This is a genomic window from Caulobacter ginsengisoli (genome assembly GCF_030814835.1).
GTDB classification, from domain to species: Bacteria; Pseudomonadota; Alphaproteobacteria; order Caulobacterales; family Caulobacteraceae; genus Caulobacter; species Caulobacter ginsengisoli.
In genome coordinates this window covers 12900-36905 of sequence record NZ_JAUSVS010000016.1, presented here as the reverse complement: position 1 = coordinate 36905, position 24006 = coordinate 12900, and the positions used below count along the sequence as shown (strand labels likewise).

26 protein-coding genes are annotated in these 24006 nt (G+C 70.2%); 19 read left to right on the top strand and 7 right to left on the bottom strand.

What is annotated here, in order from left to right; translation table 11 throughout:
• Positions 1-8: 8 nt before the first annotated feature.
• The 7 genes from QO010_RS23405 to QO010_RS23375 are packed head-to-tail and all read left to right on the top strand — an operon-like array spanning position 9 to position 7308.
• Positions 9-920: a TIGR03619 family F420-dependent LLM class oxidoreductase gene (locus tag QO010_RS23405; protein WP_307353112.1), complete on the top strand. Its 912-nt coding sequence runs from the start codon at positions 9-11 to the stop codon at positions 918-920.
• 12 nt (positions 921-932) lie between these two features.
• Positions 933-1241, top strand: coding sequence for a hypothetical protein (locus QO010_RS23400; protein WP_307353110.1), 309 nt, complete (start codon positions 933-935; stop codon positions 1239-1241).
• Positions 1242-1245: 4 nt separating this feature from the next.
• Positions 1246-2742 (top strand): class I adenylate-forming enzyme family protein, encoded by a 1497-nt coding sequence (locus QO010_RS23395; protein WP_307353108.1) that lies wholly within the window; start codon positions 1246-1248, stop codon positions 2740-2742.
• 4 nt (positions 2743-2746) lie between these two features.
• Positions 2747-3739, top strand: coding sequence for an enoyl-CoA hydratase/isomerase family protein (locus QO010_RS23390; RefSeq protein WP_307353107.1), 993 nt, complete (start codon positions 2747-2749; stop codon positions 3737-3739).
• The gene (locus QO010_RS23385) at positions 3736-5022 is read left to right on the top strand and encodes a CoA transferase (protein WP_307353105.1); all 1287 of its coding nucleotides are present in this window, start codon (positions 3736-3738) and stop codon (positions 5020-5022) included. The genes QO010_RS23390 and QO010_RS23385 overlap by 4 nt, the downstream gene beginning before the upstream one ends.
• Positions 5019-6431 carry an amidohydrolase family protein gene (locus tag QO010_RS23380; RefSeq protein WP_307353102.1) on the top strand — a complete coding sequence of 471 codons (1413 nt, stop codon included), beginning with the start codon at positions 5019-5021 and terminating at the stop codon, positions 6429-6431. The genes QO010_RS23385 and QO010_RS23380 overlap by 4 nt, the downstream gene beginning before the upstream one ends.
• The gene (locus QO010_RS23375) at positions 6418-7308 is read left to right on the top strand and encodes an SDR family oxidoreductase (protein WP_307353100.1); all 891 of its coding nucleotides are present in this window, start codon (positions 6418-6420) and stop codon (positions 7306-7308) included. The genes QO010_RS23380 and QO010_RS23375 overlap by 14 nt, the downstream gene beginning before the upstream one ends.
• A gap of 372 nt (positions 7309-7680) precedes the next feature.
• Here QO010_RS23375 and QO010_RS23370 read toward each other — a convergent pair whose 3' ends face one another.
• Positions 7681-8316: a TetR/AcrR family transcriptional regulator gene (locus tag QO010_RS23370; protein ID WP_307353098.1), complete on the bottom strand. Its 636-nt coding sequence runs from the start codon at positions 8314-8316 to the stop codon at positions 7681-7683.
• A gap of 231 nt (positions 8317-8547) precedes the next feature.
• Here QO010_RS23370 and QO010_RS23365 point away from each other — a divergent pair, with 231 nt between their 5' ends.
• Genes QO010_RS23365 through QO010_RS23340 form a run of 6 tightly spaced genes read left to right on the top strand, consistent with a single transcriptional unit; the run spans position 8548 to position 16108 of the window.
• Positions 8548-10053, top strand: a complete 1506-nt coding sequence (locus tag QO010_RS23365) for an aldehyde dehydrogenase family protein (RefSeq protein WP_307353096.1) — start codon at positions 8548-8550, stop codon at positions 10051-10053.
• A 36-nt stretch (positions 10054-10089) separates the two neighbouring features.
• Positions 10090-10578 (top strand): nuclear transport factor 2 family protein, encoded by a 489-nt coding sequence (locus QO010_RS23360; RefSeq protein WP_307353095.1) that lies wholly within the window; start codon positions 10090-10092, stop codon positions 10576-10578.
• Between the two features lie 58 nt (positions 10579-10636).
• Positions 10637-13084: a TonB-dependent receptor gene (locus QO010_RS23355; RefSeq protein WP_307353094.1), complete on the top strand. Its 2448-nt coding sequence runs from the start codon at positions 10637-10639 to the stop codon at positions 13082-13084.
• Positions 13085-13137: 53 nt separating this feature from the next.
• Complete coding sequence (locus QO010_RS23350) at positions 13138-14343, top strand: aromatic ring-hydroxylating oxygenase subunit alpha (protein WP_307353092.1); 1206 nt, start codon at positions 13138-13140, stop codon at positions 14341-14343.
• Between the two features lie 18 nt (positions 14344-14361).
• The gene (locus QO010_RS23345) at positions 14362-14673 is read left to right on the top strand and encodes an NIPSNAP family protein (RefSeq protein WP_307353090.1); all 312 of its coding nucleotides are present in this window, start codon (positions 14362-14364) and stop codon (positions 14671-14673) included.
• A 22-nt stretch (positions 14674-14695) separates the two neighbouring features.
• A complete protein-coding gene (locus QO010_RS23340; RefSeq protein WP_307353088.1) occupies positions 14696-16108 on the top strand; it encodes an MFS transporter in 1413 nt (470 codons plus the stop codon).
• A 37-nt stretch (positions 16109-16145) separates the two neighbouring features.
• Here QO010_RS23340 and QO010_RS23335 read toward each other — a convergent pair whose 3' ends face one another.
• On the bottom strand, positions 16146-17027 hold the full coding sequence (locus QO010_RS23335; RefSeq protein WP_307353086.1) for an alpha/beta fold hydrolase: 882 nt from the start codon (positions 17025-17027) through the stop codon (positions 16146-16148).
• A gap of 108 nt (positions 17028-17135) precedes the next feature.
• Here QO010_RS23335 and QO010_RS23330 point away from each other — a divergent pair, with 108 nt between their 5' ends.
• From QO010_RS23330 to QO010_RS23310, 5 genes are all read left to right on the top strand, one after another.
• Positions 17136-17654 (top strand): NADPH-dependent FMN reductase, encoded by a 519-nt coding sequence (locus QO010_RS23330; RefSeq protein WP_307353085.1) that lies wholly within the window; start codon positions 17136-17138, stop codon positions 17652-17654.
• 61 nt (positions 17655-17715) lie between these two features.
• Complete coding sequence (locus QO010_RS23325) at positions 17716-17877, top strand: hypothetical protein (protein WP_307353084.1); 162 nt, start codon at positions 17716-17718, stop codon at positions 17875-17877.
• Between the two features lie 49 nt (positions 17878-17926).
• Positions 17927-18139, top strand: a complete 213-nt coding sequence (locus QO010_RS23320; protein ID WP_307353083.1) for a hypothetical protein — start codon at positions 17927-17929, stop codon at positions 18137-18139.
• 175 nt (positions 18140-18314) lie between these two features.
• On the top strand, positions 18315-18683 hold the full coding sequence (locus QO010_RS23315; protein ID WP_307353081.1) for a hypothetical protein: 369 nt from the start codon (positions 18315-18317) through the stop codon (positions 18681-18683).
• 150 nt (positions 18684-18833) lie between these two features.
• Positions 18834-19418, top strand: a complete 585-nt coding sequence (locus QO010_RS23310; RefSeq protein ID WP_307353080.1) for a response regulator — start codon at positions 18834-18836, stop codon at positions 19416-19418.
• Positions 19419-19431: 13 nt separating this feature from the next.
• Here QO010_RS23310 and QO010_RS23305 read toward each other — a convergent pair whose 3' ends face one another.
• From QO010_RS23305 to QO010_RS23290, 4 genes are read right to left on the bottom strand one after another with little or no spacing between them, the layout of a single operon-like run.
• Positions 19432-20454: a glutathione S-transferase N-terminal domain-containing protein gene (locus QO010_RS23305; RefSeq protein WP_307353077.1), complete on the bottom strand. Its 1023-nt coding sequence runs from the start codon at positions 20452-20454 to the stop codon at positions 19432-19434.
• A gap of 58 nt (positions 20455-20512) precedes the next feature.
• Positions 20513-20986, bottom strand: coding sequence for a hypothetical protein (locus tag QO010_RS23300; RefSeq protein ID WP_307353076.1), 474 nt, complete (start codon positions 20984-20986; stop codon positions 20513-20515).
• The gene (locus QO010_RS23295; protein WP_307353074.1) at positions 20983-21444 is read right to left on the bottom strand and encodes a hypothetical protein; all 462 of its coding nucleotides are present in this window, start codon (positions 21442-21444) and stop codon (positions 20983-20985) included. Before QO010_RS23295 ends, QO010_RS23300 begins: the two co-directional genes overlap by 4 nt.
• 31 nt (positions 21445-21475) lie before the next feature.
• Positions 21476-21862 (bottom strand): VOC family protein, encoded by a 387-nt coding sequence (locus QO010_RS23290; protein ID WP_307353072.1) that lies wholly within the window; start codon positions 21860-21862, stop codon positions 21476-21478.
• 35 nt (positions 21863-21897) lie between these two features.
• On the opposite strand from QO010_RS23290, the gene QO010_RS23285 reads away from it, so the two are divergent.
• Positions 21898-22644, top strand: coding sequence for an SIR2 family NAD-dependent protein deacylase (locus tag QO010_RS23285; RefSeq protein WP_307353069.1), 747 nt, complete (start codon positions 21898-21900; stop codon positions 22642-22644).
• On the opposite strand, the gene QO010_RS23280 is transcribed toward QO010_RS23285, so the two are convergent.
• Positions 22636-24003 carry an FAD-containing oxidoreductase gene (locus tag QO010_RS23280; protein WP_307353067.1) on the bottom strand — a complete coding sequence of 456 codons (1368 nt, stop codon included), beginning with the start codon at positions 24001-24003 and terminating at the stop codon, positions 22636-22638. The genes QO010_RS23285 and QO010_RS23280 overlap by 9 nt on opposite strands.
• Between the last annotated feature and the right edge of the window lie 3 nt (positions 24004-24006).

Genomic DNA, 24006 nt, shown 5'->3' with positions numbered 1-24006 from the left:
TTGACGCCATGACCCGCACGCCGAAGATCGGCATCACCACCTACAACTATCCCCCGCAGGAGCTGATCAACCTCGCCCGCACGGCCGAGCGGCTGGGCTTCGAGGGGCTGTGGTTCGGCGAGCACTATGTGATCCCCGGCGCCTATGGCAGCAAGCATCCGGGCATCGCCGACGCGGCGGACCACAAGGAGGACGAAATCCTCTCGCCGTCGGTCAGGCTCTACGATCCCTGGTTCACCCTGGGCGCGGTGGCCGGCGCCACCACCACCCTGAAGCTGGGCACGGCCATCTGCATCGTGCCGATCATGCATCCCCTGCTGCTGGCTCGCGCCACCGCCACGGCCCACGACGTGTCCGGCGGCCGCTTCCGGCTGGGCATGGGGGCGGGCTGGCTGAAGGAGGAGTTCGAGGCGCTGGGCGTGCCCTTCGAGGAGCGCGGCTCGCGGCTGGACGAGGCGATCGACATCCTGCGGGCGGCCTGGCAGGGCGGCTTCTTCGAGCACCAGGGCAAGAACTTCCAGTTCGGCCCCGTGCAGATCACCCCCCACGCCACCCCGGTGCCCATGGTCTGCGGCGGCAATACCGGCCCGGCCCTGCGCCGGGTGGTGCGGGTGGCCGACGCCTGGATGAACTCGGCCATGGTGACGCTGGAGGAGGCCCTGCGCCTGCGCGACAGCATCGAGCAGGGCCGGGCCGCGGCCGGCAAGACCGGCGCGCCGCTGACCTACTACCTGCGCCCGCCCGAGGCCACGGCCGACGAGGTCGGCCGCTTCGCCGCCGAGGGCTTCGACAACATCGTCCTGTGGGGGCCGCACGTCTGGTCGCCGTCCAGCGACATCCCCCTGGAGGCCAAGGTGGAGTCCCTGACCGCCCTGGCCCGCGACCTGGGCGTCACCCCGCCCGCCGCCGTGGCCGCCTGAGGAGAACCGCCCATGCAACTCACCCCCGGTTCGCGCTGGAAAAGCGCCGTCTGCGACACCGAGGCGGTGGTCGTCCGCCCGCCGTCCTCGCCTGTGGCGCTGGAATGCGGCGGTCAGCCCATGGTCGCCATCAAGGACGAGCGGCCGGCGGGCCTGGCCCTCGATCCGGATTTTTCGGCCGGCAGCCTATTGGGCAAGCGCTACCTGGACGCCGAGACCGGCCTGGAGGCCCTGTGCTCAAAGGGCGGGGCCGGCACCCTGGCGGCGGCCGGCCGGCCTCTGACCATCAAGGAAGCCAAGAAGCTTCCGTCCTCGGATTAGGCCCATGCACACCGCCCTCCTGCTCGACATGGTCGCCGGATCGTTTCCGGACCGGGCGGCCCTCGGCCCCAGCGCCGCCAGCGTCAGCTATGGCGAACTGGCTGAACGGGCCCGGGCCGGGGCGGTGACGGTGGAGGCCCTGGGCGAGGGCAGCCTGGTGTTCATCGGCCTGAACGGTCCCACCCTGCCGGTGGCGGTGTTCGCCGCCGGCCTGCTGGGACGGCCGTTCGCCCCCCTCAACTACCGGCTGGTCGATGAGGAGCTGCGCCGGCTGCTGGCCCGCACCGCCCCGTCGGTGGCCGTCGTCGATGACGACATGCTGGCCCGTGTCGCCGGGGTCGAGGGTGTGACCCTGCTGGCCCGCAGCGATTTCGAGGCGGCCTGCCTCGATCCCGCCAACCGAGCCGGCGAACTGGCCGAGGTGGAGCCGGACATCGCCGTCCTGCTGTTCACCAGCGGCACCACGGGCGAGCCCAAGGCGGCGGTCCTGCGCCACCGCCACCTGGCCGCCTATGTCATCTCCACGGTCGAGTTCATGGGCGCCGATGAGGACGAGGCCGCCCTGGTCAGCGTGCCGCCCTATCATATCGCCGGGGTGTCGGCGGTGCTGACCGGCGTCTATGGCGGCCGCCGGGTGGTGCATCTGCCGGCCTTCACGCCCGAGGCCTGGGTCGAGGCCGCCGTCGCCGAGCAGATCACCCACGCCATGGTGGTGCCGACCATGCTGGGCCGGGTCCTGGACCTGCTGCAGGCGCGGGGCGAGACCCTGCCGCATCTGCGGGCGCTGTCGTACGGCGGCGGGCGCATGCCTCAGCCGGTCATCGAGCGGGCCCTGGCCATGCTGCCGCATGTGGCCTTCGTCAACGCCTACGGCCTGACCGAGACCAGCTCGACCATCGCCGTGCTGGGACCGGACGACCATCGCCGGGCGATCGCCAGCGACGATCCGGCGGTGCGCCGCCGGCTGGGCTCGGTCGGCCGGCCGCTGCACAGCCTGGAGCTGGAAATTCGTGGCCCCTCCGGCGAGCCGATGCCGGCCGGCGCGGCGGGCGAGGTCTGGGTGCGGGGCGAGCAGATCAGCGGCGAGTATCTGGGCCGCAAGCTGATCCGCGACGACGGCTGGTTCCCGACCAACGACAGCGGCTGGCTGGACGAGGAGGGCTACCTTTTCGTCGAGGGGCGGCTGGATGACGTCATCGTCCGGGGCGGCGAGAACATCTCGCCCGGCGAGATCGAGGACGTGCTGCGCGCCCACCCCAGTGTGCGGGACGTGGCGGTGATTGGCCTGCCCGACGAGCAGTGGGGCGAGCGGGTGGCGGCGGTGGTCGTCGCCGACCCGCCGGTGGAGGCTGAGACGCTGGCGGACTGGGTGCGCCAGCGGCTGCGCTCGACCAAGACGCCCCAGGCCTTCTTCTTCCGCCCCGCGCTCCCCTACAACGAGACCGGCAAGCTGCTGCGCCGCGCCCTGCGCGCCGAGCTGGCCGCGCCGGTTCCGGCCTGAGCCCATGGACCTGACCTTCGACCTGGCGCGGGTGGAGGACGAGGTCGAGCGGCTCGCGCCGATGTTCGGGTCGCCCCTGCGGATCGTCGAGCTGGACGGGCCGGACCCGCAGCCGGCCGGCATCCTGGTCGGGGTCGACCGGGCCGGAAGATTGCCAGCCGATACCGGCGTTTGTGACCTGCTGCTGACCACGGCGGCCGACGCGCCCAGGCCCTGGGTTTCGCTGGCGGCGGACCAGCTGGACGCGGCCCTGACCAGGCTGGCGGCGGCGGTGTCGCACAGGCCGATGGCCGCGACGGCCCTGGTCCAGGCGCTGCGCCTGGGCCGGAGCCTCGGTTTCGACGACGCCCTGATCCTGGAGTCGGCCCTGTATTCGACCTTGCTGGGCGGCGAAGAGTTCCGCGCCTGGCGGCAGGCGACGCCAGCGCGGCCGGCCGCGACTGAGCCGTCGCCGCGCGTGGCCCTCGCCCGCGAGGGCGAGGCCTGGACCATCACCCTGACCCGGCCGGAGCGGCGCAACGCGGTCGATGCGCGGCTGCGGGACGAACTGGTCGAGGCTCTGCGGGCGACCGACGCCGATCCGGCGACCGCGGTCCTGCTCCAGGGGCAGGGGCCGGACTTCTGCGCCGGCGGCGACCTGGACGAATTCGGCTCGGCCGGCGACCTGGCCGCCGCCCATTTCACCCGCATCCTGCGCTCGCCGGCCCGGCTGATCGGCCGCCAGGCGGGCCGCATCACCGCCCGGGTCCAGGGCGGCTGTATCGGCGCCGGCATCGAGATGAGCGCCGCCGCCGGACGGCTGGTCGCCGCGCCGGGCGCCTGGTTCCTGCTGCCGGAGGTGTCGATGGGCCTGATCCCGGGGGCCGGCGGCACGGTGACCCTGCCGCGCCGCATCGGCCGGCGGCGCACCGCCTGGATGGGCCTGCTGGGCGAGCCGCTGGATACCCCCACCGCCCTGGCCTGGGGCCTGATCGACGCCGTGGAGCCGGCGCCATGAGCCGCCTGGCCCGCAAGGCGACCTTCGCCGCCGCCGATCCCGCGCCGATCCGCTGGGCGCTGTCGGGGCTGATGGCCCTGACCGGTCCCGCCGATGGCCCGCCCCGGCCGCTGGGCTTCGACCTGATGGCGGCCGTGGATACGCTGATCGCCGAGATCGAGACCGGCGCGGCGCGGCTGGGCCGGCCGATGACCGTCGATCCCCGTCTGCTCACCGAGCGCGCCGCCCTGACCGGCCTGACCCGGCAGGGCCGCACAAGCTGCGGCGGCGCCGCCCGGCTGGTCGAGGCCCGCGACGGCTGGCTGGCCGTGAACCTGCCCCGCGACAGCGACCGGCTGTCGGTCCCGGCCTGGCTGGGCGGCGGGCTGGACGAAGACCCCTGGATCGCCGTGGCCCGTGGCGCGCGCGGCCGGTTCCTCGATGACCTGGTCGCCGAGGGACGCGGGCTGGACCTGGCCGTGGCGGCGGTCGGGCGGGGAAACAGATCGCGCGAGCCGGTCAGGCTGCATCGCATGGCGGCCGGCGCCGATCGACGACGGACGAGCATGGCGCCGCTGGTCATCGACCTGTCGGCCCTGTGGGCGGGCCCGCTGTGCGGCCAGTTGCTGGCGGCGGCGGGCGCCCGAGTGATCAAGGTCGAGAGCGTCAGCCGGCCGGATCCGGTGCGGCAGGCCGCGCCCGAATTCTTCGACCGGCTGCAGGCCGGCAAGGCCTCGGTGGCGCTCGATTTCCGCGACCCCGGCGATCTGGTCCGGCTGCGGGCCATGCTGCACCGGGCCGATGTGGTGATCACCAGCGCCAGGCCCCGGGCCTTCGCCCAGCTGGGCCTGGAGCCCGAGGCGATCTTCGCCGGCAATCCGGGCCTGGTCTGGGTGGCGATCACCGCCCAGGGCTGGATGGGCCAGGCCGGCAACGCCGTGGGCTTTGGCGACGATGTGGCGGCCGGCGCCGGGCTGGTCGCCTTCGATGGCGCCGGGCGGCCGCTGTTCGCCGGCGACGCCCTGGCCGATCCGCTGACCGGCCTGGCCGCGGCCGGCGGGGCCTTGCGGGCCATGGGGCAGGGCGGCGGCTTCCTGGTCGACGCCAGCCTCGGCGGTGCGGCGGGCTTTGCCGCCTCGTTCGCCGCCACTTCGGACGGCCTGGTGTTCGGCGGCGAGGACGGCTGGCAGGTGGCCTGCGACGGCCGCGTGGCAGCCGTGGCCGAGCCGCGCGCCCGGCCCTGGCGCGGCGCGGCGGCGGCATTCGGCGCCGACACTGCCGAGGTGCTGGAGCGGCTGAGATGAGGGCGCCCGGCGATCTGCTCATCCGCGATGTTAGGGTCGAGGGCCAGGCCGGCCGCGACGTGCGCATCCGGCGCGGGCGGATCGTCGAGATCGGCGAGGCCCTCGGGGGCCGCGAGCCCGTACTGGACGGCGCCGGCGGTTGGCTGGTTCCGGGGCTCATCGACCACCACCTGCACCTGCTGGCCTGGGCGGCCATGCAGCGCTCGGTCCGCCTGGACAGGCTGGCGGGCCGCGAGCCGGTGCTGGCCAGAGCCCTGGCCGCCGCCCCGGGCGAGGGCTGGGTCCGCGCGGTCGGCTATCACGACAGCCTGTGCGGGCCGCTCGACCGCGAGCGCCTGGACCGCTGGGTTTCCCACCGGCCGGTGCGGGTCCAGTATTCGACCGGCAGCCTCTGGGTGCTCAACTCGGCGGCCCTGGCCCTGGTGCTGAAGGGGCCATTGCCGCCCTGCGTGGAGCTGGACGAAACCGGCCGCGCGACCGGCCGGATCTGGCGCGGCGACGCCTGGCTGCGCGGCCGGCTGGCCGACAGCCCGCCGTCCCTGGCCGGGATCGGCGCCCAGCTGGCGGCCTGGGGCGTCACCGGCGTCACCGACGCCAGCGCTGCGACCGGCCCGGCCGAGGCGGCGCTGTTGGCGCAGGCGGTCCGCTCCGGGGCCCTGCCGCAGCGGCTGACCCTGATGAGCGCCGGCCCGCTGGAGGAACCCGATGACGGGGCCTTTGCCCTGGGTCCGGTCAAGCTGCTGCTCGACGAGCACAGCCTGCCGGACTTCGACGAACTGGGCGCCCGGTTCGCCGAGGCGCGGGCCCGGGGCCGCCGCATCGCCGTCCACTGCGTCACCGCTGTGGAGCTGGCCTTCATCCTGGCGGCGTTCGAGACCTTCGGGGCGAGGCCCGGCGACCGTCTCGAGCATGGCGGGATCATCCCTGAGGACGCCATTCCAACCCTGGCGCGGCTGGGCCTGACCGTGGTCACCCAGCCGGCCTTCGTCGGCGAGCGCGGCGACCGCTACTTGGCCGATGTCGATCCGGTCGACCAGCCCGACCTCTACCGCTGCGCCAGCCTGCTGCGGGCCGGCGTTCGGGTGGCGGGCAGTTCCGACGCCCCTTACGCCTCGGCCGATCCCTGGGCCGCGATCCGGGCGGCGGCCTGGCGGCTGACGCCGACCTGCCGTCTGCTGGGCGGGGAGGAGCGGCTGTCGCCGGCCCAGGCCCTGGACCTGTTCCTGGGCGCGCGGGACGATCCCGGCGGCCCGCCGAGACGGGTGGCGGTCGGGGCGCTCGCCGATCTCTGCCTGATGACCGCCCCGGCCGAGCGGGCCCTGTTCGCCCGCCATCCGGTGGGGGCGACGATCATCGGAGGACATGTGGTGTTCCAACTGACAAAGACCCGCGCCCATGCGCCGGCTTGAGGGGCGAAGCGCCCTGGTCACCGGCGCCAATTCCGGCATCGGCAAGGCCCTGGCCCTGGAGCTGGCCCGCCGCGGCCATGCCGTGATCGCCGGGGTCCGCGATCCGGCCAAAGCGGCCGCCCTGATCGGGGAAGCGGCCGGGGAGGGGCATGCGATCCGGGCCGTGCGGCTGGATGTCACCGATCCGGACTCCATCCAGAGGGCGATGGCCGATATCACCGCCCGGGAGGGCCCGCCCGAACTGCTGGTCAACAATGCCGGCGTCTCGGCCAACGCGCCCCTCGAACTGCTGCCCGAGGACCATCACCGCCTGGTCTTCGAGACCAACTATTGGGGCTCGGTGCGGATGATGCAGGCGGTAGCGGGCGATATGCGCCGGCATTGCCGGGGCCGCATCCTCAACATCTCCTCGATCATGCCCCGCTTCGTGCTGGCCGGCACTACCGCCTATGCGGCCTCCAAGGCGGCCCTGGAGCGGGCCAGCGAGGCCCTGGCCCTGGAGATGGCCCCCTTCGGCGTGCGCGTCGTGGTCATCGAGCCGGGCGCGGTGAAGTCGGACCTGCAGGCCAACACCAGCGGAGGCGGGCGCTGGGCCGACCCGGCCCAGACCCCCTACGCCCCTACCTTCGCCCTGACACGGCGCATCCAGCTGCAGATGCTGGCCCAGGCGATGGAGGCGGACGCGGCGGCGCGGGTCATGCTCGATGCGGCCCTGGCTGACGATCCGCCCTTCCGCCTGCTGGTCGGCGAGGACGCCAACCGCTTCGTGCCGGCCCGGGAAACCATCGCTGACAAGGACTGGATCGCCATGGGCGCGGCGGGCGAGGCGGCCTTCGGGGCGCTGCTGCGTGACCGCCTGGGCGTGACGGAGGGCTAGGGCCGATCGAGATTCGAAGAGCCGGTCCGGTCTCGGCCGCCAACGCCGCGGGTGGCATGGATGTGGGTTTTTGGGGTCGCTTCGCGACAGGAAGAGAAGGCAGGGAAGAAGCGTGAGCGACGGCGCTTTCCCGAGGCCAGTCGTCGTTGATCCGCTGATATCCATCGAGGCGCGAAGCGCCTCAACAAGACCCCGCCAGCCGAGGATACACGGCGCGTCGGCCACCGCCACGGCCGCTTCCTCTTCTCTTCTGCCTTCTCTTCCTGTCGCGAAGCGACCCGAAAACCCACGCCTCCGCGAGACGCCGAGGTTCGGGTGAAGCCGCTAGAGGCGGCCCCATTTCCGATCACAGACCCTGAATGTCGATTGGCCCTAGGCCACCGCCGACTGGTCGTCCGTGCGCAGCGAGGGCGGCATGCGGCTGGGGCGATAGAGCACCCGCAGGGCCGTATCGACCAGCTCGTGCTGGCGGCTGTTGGGCCAGTCCTCGGCGTCGAACATCACCTGGACGGCCATGCCGGTGATCAGAGCCAGCAGGTGGCGGGCCGCGTGGGGCCGGTCGATCTCCGGGCGGATGGCGCCCTTTTCGTAGTGGTCGTTGAGCAGGTCGAGGATGCGGCTGCGCGCCAGCAGCACGCAATCGCGCTGCACCACGGCGATCGATTCGTCGGTGGCGGCCTTGGCCCAGAAGGCCAGCCAGATCTTCCACTCCTCCAGCCGCTCCTCGTCCAGCGGCATGATCCCGGCCAGATAGGCGCGCAGGTCGCCGCCGCTGCTGGTCAGGGTCGCCTCCCACCGCTGGGTCGAACGCTCGATCGTCGCCAGGTAGGTGAGGTGCAGCAACTCCTTCTTATTGTGGAAATAATGGGAAACGATGGCCGTGCTGAAGCCGGCCTCCGCCGCCACGTCCCGCACCGTCACAGCGTCCAATCCCGCTCGCGCAATAAGTCGCAGAGCCACGGCGACAACCTGGGCTCGTCTAGCATGATGATCGGCAGGAATTGGCATTGACGCCTTCACATAACGGTTGTTATATAACGCTCGTAACATAACAATAAACGATCCAGGGAGAACGTCAAAAAATGGGCCCCCCCTCCAGTTAGTTCAGGTTTGCCCATTCGGCCTCGGCCGATGCGGCTTTGTTACGCGTCCCCACCCATCCACGGCCGGACTTCCCGGCGCGGAGACCTTGTCCCGCGCGCCGGGGACCTGCGCCCGATTGCTTCGAGACCAGACCCCATGCGAGCCACCCGCGCCTTCCTGAAGACCGTCGACGACTGGCCCCTGTCGGGCGCCGCGGCGAGTTTCCTCAGCCAGAGCGAGTTCGGTCATCTGATCGAGGGCGAGATCGTCGCCTCGGCCTCGGGCGAGACCATGGCCATCTTCGACCCCGCCACGGGCCTGGAGTTCGCCCGTTGCGCGTCCGGCGGAGCCGAGGATGTCGACCGGGCGGTGCGCTCGGCCCGCCAGGCCTTCGACGACGGCCGCTGGCGCAACCTGGACGCCCAGGAGAAGGAGCGCCGGCTGCACCGCCTGTCGGTCCTGCTGCAGCAGAGCCGTCCCCTGCTCATGGACCTGGACGTCATCGATGGCGGGGTGGTCCGGGCCTATTCGGAATTCATCGTCCAGTTCGGCATCGACACGGTCGACTACTACGCCGGCTGGCCCACCAAGCTGCAGGGCCGCATGCCCGCCTCGCCGCCCGACGTGGTGGTGCAGGAGGTGCGCGAGCCGGTCGGGGTCTGCGCGGTGATCTCGCCCTGGAACGGACCCTCGGCCGCGCCCTGCGCCATCGTCCCGGCCCTGGCCTGCGGCAACAGCGTGGTGCTCAAACCCGCCGAGCAGACCCCGCTGACCGCCCTCGTGGTGGCCAAGCTCTGCCTGGAAGCCGGCATACCGCCCGGCGTGGTCAATGTCGTCCAGGGCCGGGGTGAGGTCGTCGGCGCCGCCCTGGTCGAGCACCCGCTGGTCGACGCCATCAGCTTCACCGGCTCGGGCGAGACCGGCCGCCGCATCCAGGCCGCCGCCGCCCCGACCCTCAAGCGCCTGAGCATGGAGCTGGGCGGCAAGAGCCCGCAGATCGTCTTCGACGACGCCGACCTGGACGCCGCCGCCACCGCCGTCGCCGGCGCCGCCTGGGGCCATTCGGGCCAGGTCTGCACGGCCGGCACCCGGGTGCTGATCCAGCGCGGCATCCATGACGAGCTGGTCGCCGAGATGGTCGCCCGCTCGCGCAACATCAAGATCGGCTCGGGTTTTAGGCCCGACACCCAGATGGGCCCGCTGATCTCGCAGGAGCAGTTGGACCGGGTGAACCGCTACGTGGCGCTGGGCAAGGCGCAGGGCGCGCAGGTGGCTCTGGGCGGCGAGCAGCACGGCAGCACGGGCTATTTCCACAAGCCGACCATCTTCACCGGGGTCGACAACCGCATGACCATCGCCCGCGAGGAGATCTTCGGTCCGGTGATGTCGGTCATCCCCTTCGACACCGAGGAAGAGGCCCTGGCCATCGCCAACGACACCGAGTTCGGCCTGGCCGCCGGGGTTTGGACCCGCGACCTGTCGCGCGCCCACCGGGCCAGCCGCGCCATTCGGGCCGGCACGGTCTGGATCAACACCTACCAGCGGGTCAATCCGGCCATCCCCTACGGCGGGGTCAAGCAGTCCGGCTATGGCCGCAGCCTCGGCCACGAGTCCCTGGAGCACTACACCCAGATCAAGACGGTCTGGATCAAGATCGCCTGACCGTCCCGCGCAGCAACCATGACGAAAGCCTCGAGCATGTCCCTCGAAGAGACCATCCAGCGGATCCAGGATCGCATCGACATCGTCGAGACGATGCATGAATACTGCCGCCACGCCGACAATCTCGACCCTCTCTCGATGGTCGCCCTGTTCACCGACGACTGCGTGGCCGACTTCTGGCCGGGCACGGGCCAGCTGCTGCTCAACGGCAAGGGCGAGCTGACCAGGATGCTGACCGACGCCCTGGCCGTGACGGTCAGCGGCAGCCACCACATCAGCAATGTCGAGGTCCGTTTCGAGACGCCCGACAGCGTGATCTTCCACAGCTACATGTATTCCTGGCAGCGCTTCACCGGCTTTCCGGTCACCGCCGACTGCCACCGCTGGGGCCGTTACGAAAATCGCTTTGTCCGCACGCCCCAGGGCTGGCGGCTTTCCCGCCTGCGGCTGATTTCCGCCGGCGAATACGGCGGCGCGCGCATCGGCGAGCAGCTGGGGCGGCCATTCCCGCCCGTCTTTGAGTAGCAACCCGGCCCTTCACCGCGGCCGACACGAAAAACAAACAACAAGGGGGAGGAACATCATGAACAGCAAGACCACCCGTCGATCGGCGCTCTCGCGAGCCCTGCTCATCTCGGTCTCGGGCCTCGCCGCCCTGGCCGGCGGCGTCGGCATGGCGCGGGCGGCGGAGACCGACGCCGAGCCCACCATGCTTTCGGACGTCATCGTCACCGCCCGCAAGCGGGAAGAGAACATCCAGAACATCCCGGTGGCGGTCAGCGCCCTCAGCGGCAAGCAGCTGGAACGCCAGTCGCTCAAGTCGATCGAGGACATTTCCGCCTCGATGCCCCAACTGACCGTCTCGCGCGGCAGCAGCGGCAGCGGCGCGACCATCAGCGTGCGCGGCATCGGCTCGTCCTCGACCAGCATCGGCATCGAGCAGTCGGTCGCGGTCATCGTCGACGGCGTCTATTACGGCCAGGGCCGGATCATCAACGAGGGCTTCTTCGACATGAAGCAGGTCGAGGTCCTCAAGGGGCCTCAGGCGCTGTTCTTCGGCAAGAACGCCACCGCCGGCGTGCTGTCCTTCACCTCGGCCGGGCCGACGGGCGAGTTCGAGGCGATGGGCCGCCTGGGCTATGAGTTCGACTCCAAGACCCCCTCGATCGAGGCGGTGGTCTCGGGGCCGGTCACCGACACCTTCGGCCTGCGCCTGGCCGTCCGCGGCTCGCAGATGCAGGGCGGCTACGTCCAGAACCAGGCGAGCGCGATGCCGCTCAGCACCCTGAACGTCAACACCTTCGCCTCCACCCTCCACGTCTCACCCGCGCCGGAGAAAGACATCCCCGGCGAGCAGGACTTCGTCGCCCGGCTGACCGGACAATGGAACCCCAACGACGCCTTCTCCCTGACCCTGAAGGCGGCCGTCGATACCTATCGGGTGACCGACGCCACCTGGAACGACGAGCTGATCTCCTGTCCGCTGGGCTCGGCCCAGGTCCACCCCGGCGAGATCTGCAACAAGGACTGGAAGATCCAGCAGAACGACGTCCCCAAGGACATCGCCGCGACCAACCCCCTGCTGGGCCGCCACGGCGGACAGCTCTATCAGGACTACGACTCCTACTCGTTCACCGCCAACGCCGACTACAGGGCCGGCCCCGTGACCTTCAGCTCGGTCACCGGCCTGCACCATTTCGTCAACTACTTCCTCGGCGACTACGACTTCACCGGCTCGGCCAACGGCGGCACCTGGGGCACGGAAAAGTCGGAATACCGCGCCTTCTCCGAGGAAATCCGCTTTCAGACCGACCTGGATGGGCCCTTCGACTTCATGGGCGGGGTCTACTACCAGAACACCCAGCTGGACTTCCATCAGCAGATCATCTTCCCGGGCGCCCTGGAAGATCCGACCGTCACCCGGCCCGAGCTGCGCTACATCACCCTGGAAAAGCTGTCGCGCACCGACGGAACCACCTTCGCGGGCTTCGGCCAGGTGATCTGGAAGATCGCCGACGGCTGGGAGCTGACGGCCGGCGGGCGCTACACCCACGAGACCAAGGATTCGACCTTCGACCAGCCCTATGTGATCAGCCTCTACCAGGGCGTCTTCGTGCCCAACTCGCCGCTGAACGCCAACCAGAGCTTCAACGACCTGTCGCCTGAAGTGACCCTGACCTGGCGTCCCCGCAGCAACCTGACGCTCTATGCCGCCTACAAGCGGGGCTTCAAGTCGGGCGGCTTCTCGGGCAGCGCCCTGCACAGCATCAACACCACCGTCGACGACCTGACCTTCGAGCCGGAGAAGCCGCAGGGCTTCGAGGGCGGGGTCAAGGCCACCCTGTTCGACGGCACGCTGCGGGCCTCGTTCGACGTCTTCAGCTACGACTACAAGGACTTCCAGATCGACTTCTTCGACGCCACCAAGATCCAGTACATCACCACCAACGCCGGCTCGGTGAAGACCGAGGGCGCCGAGTTCCAGGCCGAGTGGGCCCCCGAATTCGCCCACGGCCTGCTGATCAGCGGCAGCCTCTCCTACAACAAGTCGCGCTATGAGGATTTCGGCGGGGCGCCCTGCTGGGGCGGCCAGCGGCCGAGCCAGGGCTGCACCATCGTCGGGGGCCGCCCGGTCCAGGACCTCAGCGGCAAGCCCACCGCCAACGCCCCGGAATGGACCGGCTCGCTGCAGGCCGACTACCAGTCGGAGCCGATCAACGGCCTGGTCTTCGGTCTCTCGGGCAACCTGCATGGCAGCAGCGACTATCTGCTGAGCCCCTTCGCCAACCCCAACGGCCGGCAGGACGCCTACACGGTGTTCGACGCCTCGGCGCGGCTGGGCGGCGAGGATGGCCGCTGGGAGGTCGCCCTGATCGGCAAGAACCTCACCGATGAGTATGTCCTGACCTCCGCCGGCGACGCGCCCAGCTCCGGCAGCGGCACGGGCACGCCGCTCGGCATCCGCTCGGACCTGGTGGGCACGCCGCGCCCGCCGCGGACCATCGCCATCCAGTTCACGCTGCGCCGGTAGGGGCCTTTCCCCGGGGCGCGGCGCGCTCCGGGGCCATTCGATGGAGTAGATCTATGTCCGATACGCTTGAAGCGCCCGCTCAGCAGGACAGCGACGCGGAGGCCATGCGCCGGCTGGAGCGCCGCACCGTCGCCCATCTGGCGGCGGGCGGTACCACCGACTGGGGGCCGGCGCCCCTGACCATCTCGCCGTCGGAATACACCGACCCCGTCCGCTTCGAGGCCGAGAAGCGCGAGCTGTTCGGCAAGGCGCCCCTGCTGGCCGGCCTCTCCTGCGAGGTGGCCAACCCGGGCGACGTGCTGCTATTCGACAGCGTCGGGCCCGCCATCCTGATCGTGCGCAATCGCGAGGGCGCGCTGAACGCCTTCCTCAACATGTGCACCCACCGGGCCGCGCGGCTGGTCAGCGATTGCGCCAGGCGCAAGCTGCTGGTCTGCCCCTTCCATGCCTGGAGCTTCGACCTCGACGGCCGGCTGGTCGCCATGCCCGGCGAGGACTCCTTCGAGACCATCGATCGGACCACCCGCAATCTGGTCCGCGTCCCGGTCGGCGAGTGGGGCGGCATGGTCTTCGTCAAGGCCTATGCCGGCGAGGAGACCATCGATGTCGCCGCCTGGCTGGGCGAGATGGGCCCCGAGCTGCTGCGGCTGAACCTGGCCGGGACCAGCCTGATCAAGCACAGCCGGGTCGAGGTCGAGACCAACTGGAAATACGCCCTGGACACCTATGGCGAGGGCTACCATTTCGGCGCCCTGCACCCGACGACGTTCGGGACCACCACCTGCTCCAACGTCATCCTGTTCGACAGCTTCGGGCCCCACTACCGGGTCAACTTCACCAACAGCGGCTATCGCGACCTGGTCGGGGTGGACGAGCAGGACTGGCCGGTGACGCCCTACGGCGGCAGCCACCTGGTCTTCCCCAACTCCATCGTCTACGGCGCGCCCATGGAGGGCGGCGGCAGCATGATCGGCATGTACCGCCTCTATCCAGGCGATGTCCCCGGCCGCTCCTTCACCATCATGTCCACCTACCGCGGCGCCGACGCCCCGGCCGGGACCCCCGACGCCGCCTTCGAGGGGGCCCACGACTACATCGAAGAGGTCGTGCGCACCGAGGACTACAGCGTCTCCAAGGAGGGCCAGCGCAACCTGCAGCACGCGCCGGAAGGCTTCCGCATCGTCTACGGCCGCAACGAGATCGCCCTGCAGAACACCCACCGTCACGTGGCCCGGATGATCGGCATGCCGCTCGACTGATCCCGGGGAGGGGATGCGATGTCAGTCTATCTGCACGTCACGCTGGAGGTCCACGCCGGCGGCCTGGGCCGCTTCCTGGAAGCGATGGAGAAGACCGCCGTCCCTTTCCTGGAGGGTCAGGGCTGGCGTCTGGCCGGCGCCTTCATCCAGCGCACCGGGCGGCTGGGCAATGTCATCGATCTCTGGGAGCTGGACGACTTCCAGCATTTCGACCGCGGCCTGCAGGCCTTCATGGCGCAGCCGGGTTTCGCCGACTTCCAGGCGGTGCTGGCCGAGACGGTGATCAGCGAGACCATCGTCTTCGCCAACAAGGCTTCGTACATGCGCTGAGCGCGCGAGAGGGGAACTGGCCTTGACCACCGCCCGCCTGGAGCCCGCCGCTCCGCCCCTTCGCCTGGGGGCCATCACCTTCCTGATGGGCCTGGCCCAGCTGGTTATCACCGCCGACTTCTCCATCGTCAGCGTCGCCCTGCCGACCATCGGCCGGGGGCTGGCCATCCCGCCCGGCCAGCTGGCCTGGGTGGTCTCGGCCAATGGCGCGGTGTTCGCCGGCTTCCTGATCATCGGCGGGCGGCTGACCGACGCCATCGGCCACCGGCGAAGCCTGACCTGGGGCCTGCTGCTGTTCGGAACCGGCTCGCTGCTGTCGGGGCTCAGCGTCAATCTGTGGATGCTGCTGGCCGCCCGCTGCCTGCAGGGGCTGGGCGGGGCTTTGATCTCGCCGGCCAGCTTCTCGCTGATCCACGCCTTCCTGCCCGAGGGCCCGCCCCGGCACCGGGCCATGGGGGTGTTCGCCGCCATGCAGGGCCTGTCGGTGATCGTCGGCCTGGTGCTGGGCGGTTTGCTCACCACCCAGATCGGCTGGCGGGCGGTGTTCTTCCTCAACCTGCCGCTCATCGCCGCCTGCCTGGCCCTGACCCTGGCGGTGCTGCCAAGGGCGCCCTCGGCCGGACATGGGCGAGCCCTGGACGACGTGGTCGGGGCGGGGCTGATCGCCGCCTCCACCGGCCTGCTGCTGTCCGCCCTGTCGGCCCTGGGCGAGCACGGCCTGGTGTCCTGGCGCGGCGGCGGCGTGCTGGCCGCCGCCCTGGCCGGGTTCGCCGGCTTCTTCTGGCGTCAGGCGCGGCATGCCTCGCCGCTGCTGCCGCCCGCCCTGTTCCGGGCCGAGAACCTCACCGGCGGAGCCCTGGCCCTGATGGGACTGATCGGCGGCTTCGGCGGTCTGTTCGTGCTGACCAGCCTCTATCTGCAGACCGGCCTGCACTATTCCGCCGCCGCCGCCGGCCTGGCCATGACCCCCATCGCGCTGGCCACCATGGCCGCCGGCCCCTGCGCCCCGATGCTGATGAAGCGCTGGCCGCTGCGCAGCCTGGCCATCGGCGGCCTGTCGCTGGAGATCGCCGCCCTGTTGCTGCTGGCCCTGGCGGTTCCGCTGGGCCGCTACCTGACGCTGGTCGCGCCGCTGGCCTTCGTCGCGGTGTTCGGCAGCACCACCGCCTTCATGGCCCTGATGAGCCTGGCCCTGGCCCGCACCCCGGCGGAAACCCAGGGCGCGGCCTCGGGCCTGCTGTTCACCGCCCAGCAGATCGGCCTGCCGGCCGGGGTGGTCATCACCCTGGCGGTGTTCTCGGCCCTGTCCGGCGCGGAGTCGCTGGCCGCCTATGGGGCCGGCTTCCTGGCCCCGGCGGCGATGCTGGCGGCGGGTCTGGCCGCCGCGGTCCTGATGACCCGGCCCAGCCGTCTGGTGACGGACGGAACCGGCTGACCATGGCGGGCGGCGCGCTCCGGCCGCTCCGGTTTCCTCAGCCCAGGAACCCCTCCAGCTCGCTCATGAACAGCTCATACCGGTCATGGTGCAGCCAGTGCCCCGCGTCCGGGAAACTCACCACCCTGGCGTTCCTGAAATGCCGCATCCGCCCGTCCTTCTCCGGGTTCGAGGCCCAGCTCTTTTCGCCGTAGCAGAGCAGGGTGGGGCAGGTGATGTTCTCCCAGAGGCCGGCGATGGCCTCGGGGTCCATGTCGTGGGGGGCGTTCCAGACGTGGAGATAGTTGTCGAATTTCCAGCTGAACGTGCCGTCCTCGTTCTGGCTGACCCCGTGCTCGGTCAGGTGGCGGGCCTGGTCGTCGGTCAGGTAGCCGTTCTCGGCCTTCATGCGGCCCAGCGCCTCTTCCAGGCTGGCGTAGCGGCGGGCCTGGCGGCCGGCGACGGCCCGCTTGTCGTCGATCCAGTCGCGCCAGCGCTTCTGGGCTGGAATGGCGCGGCGTTCCTCGATCATTCGGGGGGAGGGGCCCAGGCCCTCGATGGCCACGACCTTGCTGACGTTCTCGGGGTAGAGGCCCGTATAGCGCAGGGCGATATTGCCCCCCAGGCTGTGGGCCACGATGGTCAGCGGAGCCAGCTTCAGCTGATGGATGAGCTGGGCCAGGTCATAGACATAGGCCCCCATCGAATAGTCGCCGTCGGGCGACCAGGCGCTGTCGCCATGGCCGCGCAGGTCCGGGGCGATGATGCGGTACCGCCCCCGCAGCCGCTCGGCCACCCAGTCCCAGCTGCGGCAATGATCGCGGCCGCCGTGCAGCAGCAGCAGCGGCGGCGCGCCGGGATTGCCCCAGTCGACATAGTGCAGGCGCAGGCGCTGGGAGATGAAGCTGTGCGAGGCGGGGCCGGTGAGCATCTGGGTCATGGCGGCTGCATACACCCACCCCGGCCGCTGGCGACAGGCGCCTTTCGTGGGAGGCGGGCTTAGAAGTTCTGCATCGCCGGGCCGCGCGCCCCGGCCTAGGAAACAGCCATGCGCATCCTGGCCGTCTCCGGAAGCCTGCGGGCCGCCTCGTCCAACAGCCGGGCGATACAGGCCCTGGCTTTGCTCGCGCCGGCGGGCGTGGAGGTCGAGATCTGGCGGGGGCTGGGCGAGTTGCCCTTCTTCAACCCCGACCTCGACATCGACCCCGCCCCGGCCAGGGTGGCGGCGTGGCGGGCGGCGGTGGAGGCCTGCGACGCCCTGGTGATCTCCAGCCCCGAATACGCCCACGGCGTGGCGGGCGTGATGAAGAACGGGCTGGACTGGCTGGTCTCCCATCCGGGCCTGCATGAGACGCCGGTGGCGGTGATCAACGCCACCCCGCCGGGCGACTACGCCCAGGCCCATATGCGGGACAATCTGTCGGTCATGTTCACCACCCTGGTCGAGGCCGCCTTCGTCACCGTAAACCTGCGTGGACGGAGCGAAACGCCCGCCCAGATCGCCGCCGATCCGGCGCTTTCGGCCCCCCTGCGCCAGGCCCTGAACGCCCTGGCCCAGATGGGCTGAATTGACGCGCAACCATTTGGCCCGACTCGCGCTCCACTAGGATGGGGCAGGGAGTGTAGGCATGGGATTCTATCGGGCGAGACGCGGGGATGGGCTGGGGATCGTGGTGGCCATCCTGATTGGCCTGCTGCTGACCCTGGCCAGCATCTTCCTGCTGGGCCGGGCCATGCTCGATCATCGCCAGGCGATGGGGCCCCCAAGCATTACCCTGGGCCTCAGCTAGCAACTCTTCGCCGTCTTCCGCGCTTGGTTAAGCACAAGGAGGACTCCAGATGGCAGCAACCCAATCGAGCGGCGGCAGTGGCATGGGCGTGGTGGTCGGCGTTTTGCTGGCCGCGCTCCTGGCGATCGGCGCATTCTTCATCTTCGGCGGCGGCATGCTGAACCAGAAGAAGTCGGTCGACCTGAACGTCAACCTGCCCAGCCCCGCCGCGCCCCCCTCGGCGCCGGAAATCCCGACCCCGCCGATTCCCAAGCCGCAATAGGCCCTTCGCGCCCAGCGCTTGCGGACGAGACCGGCGGATTTCCGCCGGTCTCGTTCTGCGTTCGGGGCGCGGTCTTCTCATCCCGTCTCATGTTCATAATGGTTAACAGAACGTAAACAACTATTTGCGGCTGGCCCGTGATGTGCTTTTAGAACCGCAAAAGGGAGACGACAGGATGAAATTGGCACAGATCGGGATCGCCCTCATGCTGGCCGCCTCGACCGCGGCGCCGGCTTTCGCGGCCGACGCGCCGGTGGTGGCTTCTGGTGAAGCGCTGGGCGGCACGGCGGGCGTCTGCATCCGCTGGGGCGAAGACCGCGATCACGTGGCCCAGGCCGTGGTGGTTCAGTCCACCGGCAATGTCCAGCTGGACGAGGTCATCGCCTCTTCCGTCAAGACCATGAACTGGCCGGCCCCCGGCGAAGGCTATGCCGGCCAATGGGTCGGGGTCAGCCTCTCGGTCGGCGGCGCTCCCCCGATCAGCACCCTCCCCAACTGCGCCCTGCTCGACGCTCCGGCCGTGCCGGGCTCCACCGCCAGCTAGCGTCGCCCCCGCGCGCTCGCGCGACCCACCCTCATTCGTCCTGTGGCGATCGGTCACGGCCATTGGTTGAGTGGCCGGCGGTCCCGTTAACGCGCCAGGCGCCCTGCTGCTGTATTGGCTATGGAGCGTCAGTCACGGATCGGGAAATGCATGAGCGGGCCGCCGGAGGCCGATAATCTGATCCGATCGACCCGCTTCCTGGTGGTCGACGACAATGCGCCCTGGATCAGGCTGGTGCGCGAGGTGCTGCTGGCCTGGGGCGCCGTGGCGGTCCGGGGCGTGTCGTCGGTGGCCCAGGCCCAGGCCGTCCTCGAAAAGCACGATGTCGGCATGATCATTTCGGATCTGGTGATGCCGGAAGAGGACGGCTTCAGCCTGGTGCGCTGGGTGCGGGCGCACGAGAATCCCGTCCTGCAGCGCACGCCGTTCGCCATCATCACCTCGGAGACCTCGCGGCTCAACATCACCCGGGCCGCCTGCTGCGGCGCGGACCTGGTGATCGAAAAACCGCTGAAACCGGCCCTGTTGCTGCCGCGCATGAAGGCCCTGCTGGCCGCACGCGCCGCCAAGCCGCGACCCACGCCGCCCTGCGGCAAGATCCTCACCGTTCCCTGTCCGCTGATCCCGATCAAGCCCAGCCCTTCGGAGGTCTCGGCGACACTGAAGGCCCTGGTCAGCGAGGCCGCCAGCGAGCCCTGCAAGTGGATGCCGGTCTCGACATTCGACGTGTTCTGAGCCGCGACCGCGTCTAGCCGAACACGCCCGCCCAGCCCGTGCCCTCGAGCGCCGCCTCGACCCTGGCGCGGTCGCCGGCGGCCAGGGCGGCGTACTCCTCGCGCAGCCAGTTCAGGCACTTGGCCTGGTAGGCGAAGGGCTGCTGCACCCAGGCCTGGCCATCGATCTGCGTGGACATCTCCGTCGCGCCCGAGGCCACTGCCTCGGCGTTGGCGACCAGCAGCGGCGCATAGACCCGGCCGGTCTCGGCGATCATCGCCAGCAGGGTGGCCGGCAGATTGGCGCTGTCGAACCAGTCACTGTCCTGAGGCTCCAGCCCCGAAAGATCCTCGGTCATCCCCACCCAGGCGGCCACGCGCGGGGCGGCCTTGTCGGCGATGGCGGTGGGCGTGGGGTCGAAGGCGACCAGCTGGGTCAACTGGCCGAACACCGCGAAGTCGCTGGCGCCCGGCCGCTCGCCCAGCAGGTAGCGGTGAGCGCAAAGATGGGCCTCCATCAGCGCCAGCCAGCGCACATAGCTGGCTTCGATCACTGGTCCGGTCGTCGGGTTGGAGCCGACATAGCGCAGCCGGCCGATCTGCCGCTCGGAGATGAAGGCGGCGCGCTGGGCCAGCTCGTCCGGGGCCATGGGCGGGCCCCAGCTCGGCAGCACCCGACCGGCCTTATCGGCGTCAGGCTCGAAGGCCCAGCGGTAGTGGAACATCGCCTTGGTCAGCCACTCGTCGCCATAGTCCTCCAGCAGGCTGTCGAGGAAGCGCAGGGCGGGGTCGGCCGGCTTGACTAGGCGGCCGGCGAATTCCGTCTCGAACCGCAGCAGCAGCGGGGTGGAATCGGTAACCGCCTGCACCTCGCCGTCCGCGCCCGGCAGATAGAAGGTCGGCAGCAGCCGCACCTTGGGCGCCGGCGTTCCGGGCGGCTCGCGGCCGGTGAAATAGAGTTTGTAGGGGATGCGGCGATAGCGCATCAGCGCCAGCATCTTGCGGGTATAGGGCGAGCCGGGGGCGCCGCTGAGGGCCAGTGGGGTGGTCAAGGTCACGCAGCGCCTCCCGATCTTTTTGGCAGTATGGCTGCCACAAGGGTGTGGGCGTCAAGCGTCAGTCGAAGAGGTCGCCCATCGAGAGGTCGGTCCGACGGCGGTGGAAGCCCAGGGGGCCGCGCAGGATCAGATAAAGCAACAGGCCGACGAGAACGAACCAGAAGGCGACCGTGAACAGACCGTAGGCGCCGACGAACATCGTCTGCAGAGCCGGCGGCATGTAGTCCCTGGCCAGGAAGCACAGGCCAAAGGCGGTCGAGTAGCTGCCAAGGGTCTGGCTGATCACCGCCAGCGAAGTCAGCCTGCCCCGCCAGCGCAGGAAGCCGGCCAGCGCCAGCATCGGCAGTCCCAGGCCGAGCAGGCTCGCCACGACCTGCCAGCCCGGCAGCTTCGAATTCGTCACCGCGACGCAGGCGACCATGATGGCGGCCCAGAGCATGAACCCGCCAAGCTGGGCGGCGCCCGACTCCCGCGCGGTCGTCCTGGCCTCCGGCAGGGGAGCAACGATGCCGCCCTGTTCGACCATGCTCATTCGCCCATCGCTATGTCATGCCGTCGTGGCTTGGCGTCGTCCAGCCCACGCAGGACGCCGCGGGTGACCATCAGGATCAGCATGCCGACGAAGGCCGCGCCCTGCACGACGTCCTCGTACCCGGCGGGTATCAGGTCACCGCCCCAGATCTTCAGGATCATGTCCAGCATCACCGCGCCCCAGAGAGCCAAGGCGACGGTCGTGAGCACGCGCTCGAAAGGTCGCACGCTCGACCACCGGCCATCGCGCCGGGTCCAGAGCACGATGAGGACCGAGGGCGCTATGGTCAGCCCGATCAGCGACAGCCTGCGATCGCCGTCGAGCCAGGCGGGAAACCAGCTCTGCGGCGCCAGCGCCACCGCCAGGGCGGCAAGGCCGACCACACAGACGACCAGCAGCAGCCAGCCCTTCCAGGCTGGCAGTTTGGCGAACTCGCTCTCGGCGGCAGGATTGGCCATAGCAGGACGATGTTCCCGTCCAGATCGCGGGTCAAGCCGGCTGCAGCAGGTCCCAGCGGTTGCCGCAGAGGTCCTCGAACACCGCCACGGTTCCGTAGGGCTCATGGCGCGGCGCCTCCAGGAACTTCACCCCGGCGGCGGTCATGCGGGCGTGATCGGCGGCGAAGTCGTCGGTGTGCAGGAACAGGAAGACCCGCCCGCCGGTCTGCTCGCCGATGCGGGCGGCCTGCTCAGGGTTGGCGGCCTTGGCCAGCAGGATGCGGGTCTCGGCGTCCGGGCGCGGGGCGACGACCACCCAGCGCTTGCCCCCGCCCATGTCGTTGTCCTCGATAAGGGTGAAACCCAGGGCGTCGCGGTAGAAGGCGATGGCGCCGTCATAGTCGGCGACGAGCAGCGAGATCAGGTTGAGGTGGCGCATGGCTTCCGGCAGGCTGGTGAGGATGGAGACCTAGCATGTCGCGTGAACGTCTGGCCCGGATGATCGAGGACGCAAGCCGTGTGGTGGTGTTCACCGGCGCGGGTATTTCCACCGAGTCCGGCATTCCCGATTTCCGCAGCCCGGGCGGGGTGTGGAGCAAGATGAAACCCATCTATTTCCAGGACTTCGTGGCCAGCGAAGAGAAACGGCTCGAAGCCTGGACCCGCACCTTCTCCGGCGCCGCCGGCTGGACGGGCCGCGAGCCCAACGCCGGCCATTATGCGGTGGCGCGGCTGGTGGCGGCGGGCAAGGTGAGTTCGGTGATCACCCAGAACGTCGACAACCTGCACCAGAACAGCGGCGTGCCCGACGACAAGGTCATCGAGCTGCACGGCAACGCCAGTTACGCGACCTGCCTGGAGTGCGGCCTGCGCCACGAGCTGGACGTGCTCAAGCAGAGCTTCCTGGGCCGCGGCGAAATCCCCAGCTGCCGCGCCTGTGGCGGCTTGGTGAAGACCGCCACCATCTCGTTCGGCCAGTCGATGCCCGAGGGACCGATGGCCCGGGCCGAGGATGAGATCCTGGCCTGCGACCTCTGCCTGGTGCTGGGCTCGTCCCTGGTGGTCTATCCCGCGGCCGGCTTCCCGCTGATGGCCAAGCGCAACGGCGCGGCCCTGGCCATCGTCAACCGCGAGCCGACCGAGCAGGACGTCGTGGCCGACCTCGTCCTGCATGACGAGATCGGCGAGGTGATGAGCGCCGTGGCGCCCGCTTCAGTCTAGGGGCTTGAGCTGGCCCAGCAGGGTCGGGATCAGTTCGCTGACCGTCGGGTGGATGTGCACGCTGCGCTGGATGACGGTGTAAGGCGCGTCGGCCGCCATCACATCGAGCAGGGAGTGGACGATTTCGTCCCCCTCGATGCAGAGCAGGGCCGCGCCCAGGATGCGCTGGGTCTGGGCATCGACCAGCACCTTCATGAAGCCGGTAGTCTCGCCCCGCTCCTTGGCCCGACCGACCCGGGTCATCGGCATGACCCCGACCAGGGCCGGACGACCGGCGGCGCGGACCTCGGCCTCGGTCATGCCTACCCGGCCCAGCGGCGGGTCGGTGAACAGGGCGTAGGCGGGGATGCGGTCGCTGACCTGACGCGGATCGTCGTCCAGCAGGTTGGCGGCCACGATCTCGAAATCATTGTAGCTGGTGTGGGTGAAGGCCCCCCGGCCGTTGATGTCGCCCAGCGCCCAGACCCCATCGACATTGGTGCGCAGCCGATCGTCGACCTTGATATAGCCGCGCGCGTCGGTCTCGACGCCTGCAGCGGCCAGGTCCAGCCCGTCGCTGTTGGGCAGGCGGCCGATCGCCAGCAGCAGGTGGCTGCCGGGGATGTCCAGCCCGGTCGCGGTCAGCCTCAGGCCGGCGGCGTCCGGCCGGACGGCGAAGTCGCGGACGCCGGTGTGGACGACGATCCCCTCGGCCTCGAGCATGGCGCGGACGGCCTGGCTGATCTCCGGGTCCTCGCGAGCGATCAGGCGGTCGCCGTATTCCAGCACCGTCACCGCCGCGCCGAAGCGGCGGTACATCTGGGCGAACTCCAGGCCGATATAGCTGCCGCCGACGACGATCAGATGCTCCGGGAGGGCGTCCAGGCCCATCATCCCGGTGTTGGTCAGGTAGGGGATGTCCGCCAGGCCGGGCCAATCGGGGATCACAGGCCGGCCGCCGGCGTTGATGAAGATCTTCGGGGCCGTCAGGGTCTCGCCATTCACGCTGACCGCGTGCGGGCCTTCGAAGCGCGCTTCGCCGCGGATCAGAGTCAGGCGCTCCATGTTTTCCAGCCAGGAAGTCAGCCCGTCGATCGAGGCCTGGACCACCGCGTCCTTGCGCGCCTTGACCTTGGCCATGTCCACGCGAACGGGACCGCCGAGCATCACGCCGTAGTCGGCCGCACGGCGGGCCAGATGGGCGACGCGGGCGCTGGCCACCAAGGTCTTGGTCGGGATGCAGCCGTCATTGACGCAGGTCCCGCCCAGATGCTCGCGCTCGATGAGGGCGACGGTCTGGCCGGCCCTGGTCAGCCGCTCGGCCAGGAAGGGCCCGGCCTGGCCGCTGCCGATGATGATCGCGTCGAAGGGTCTGGTCATGGG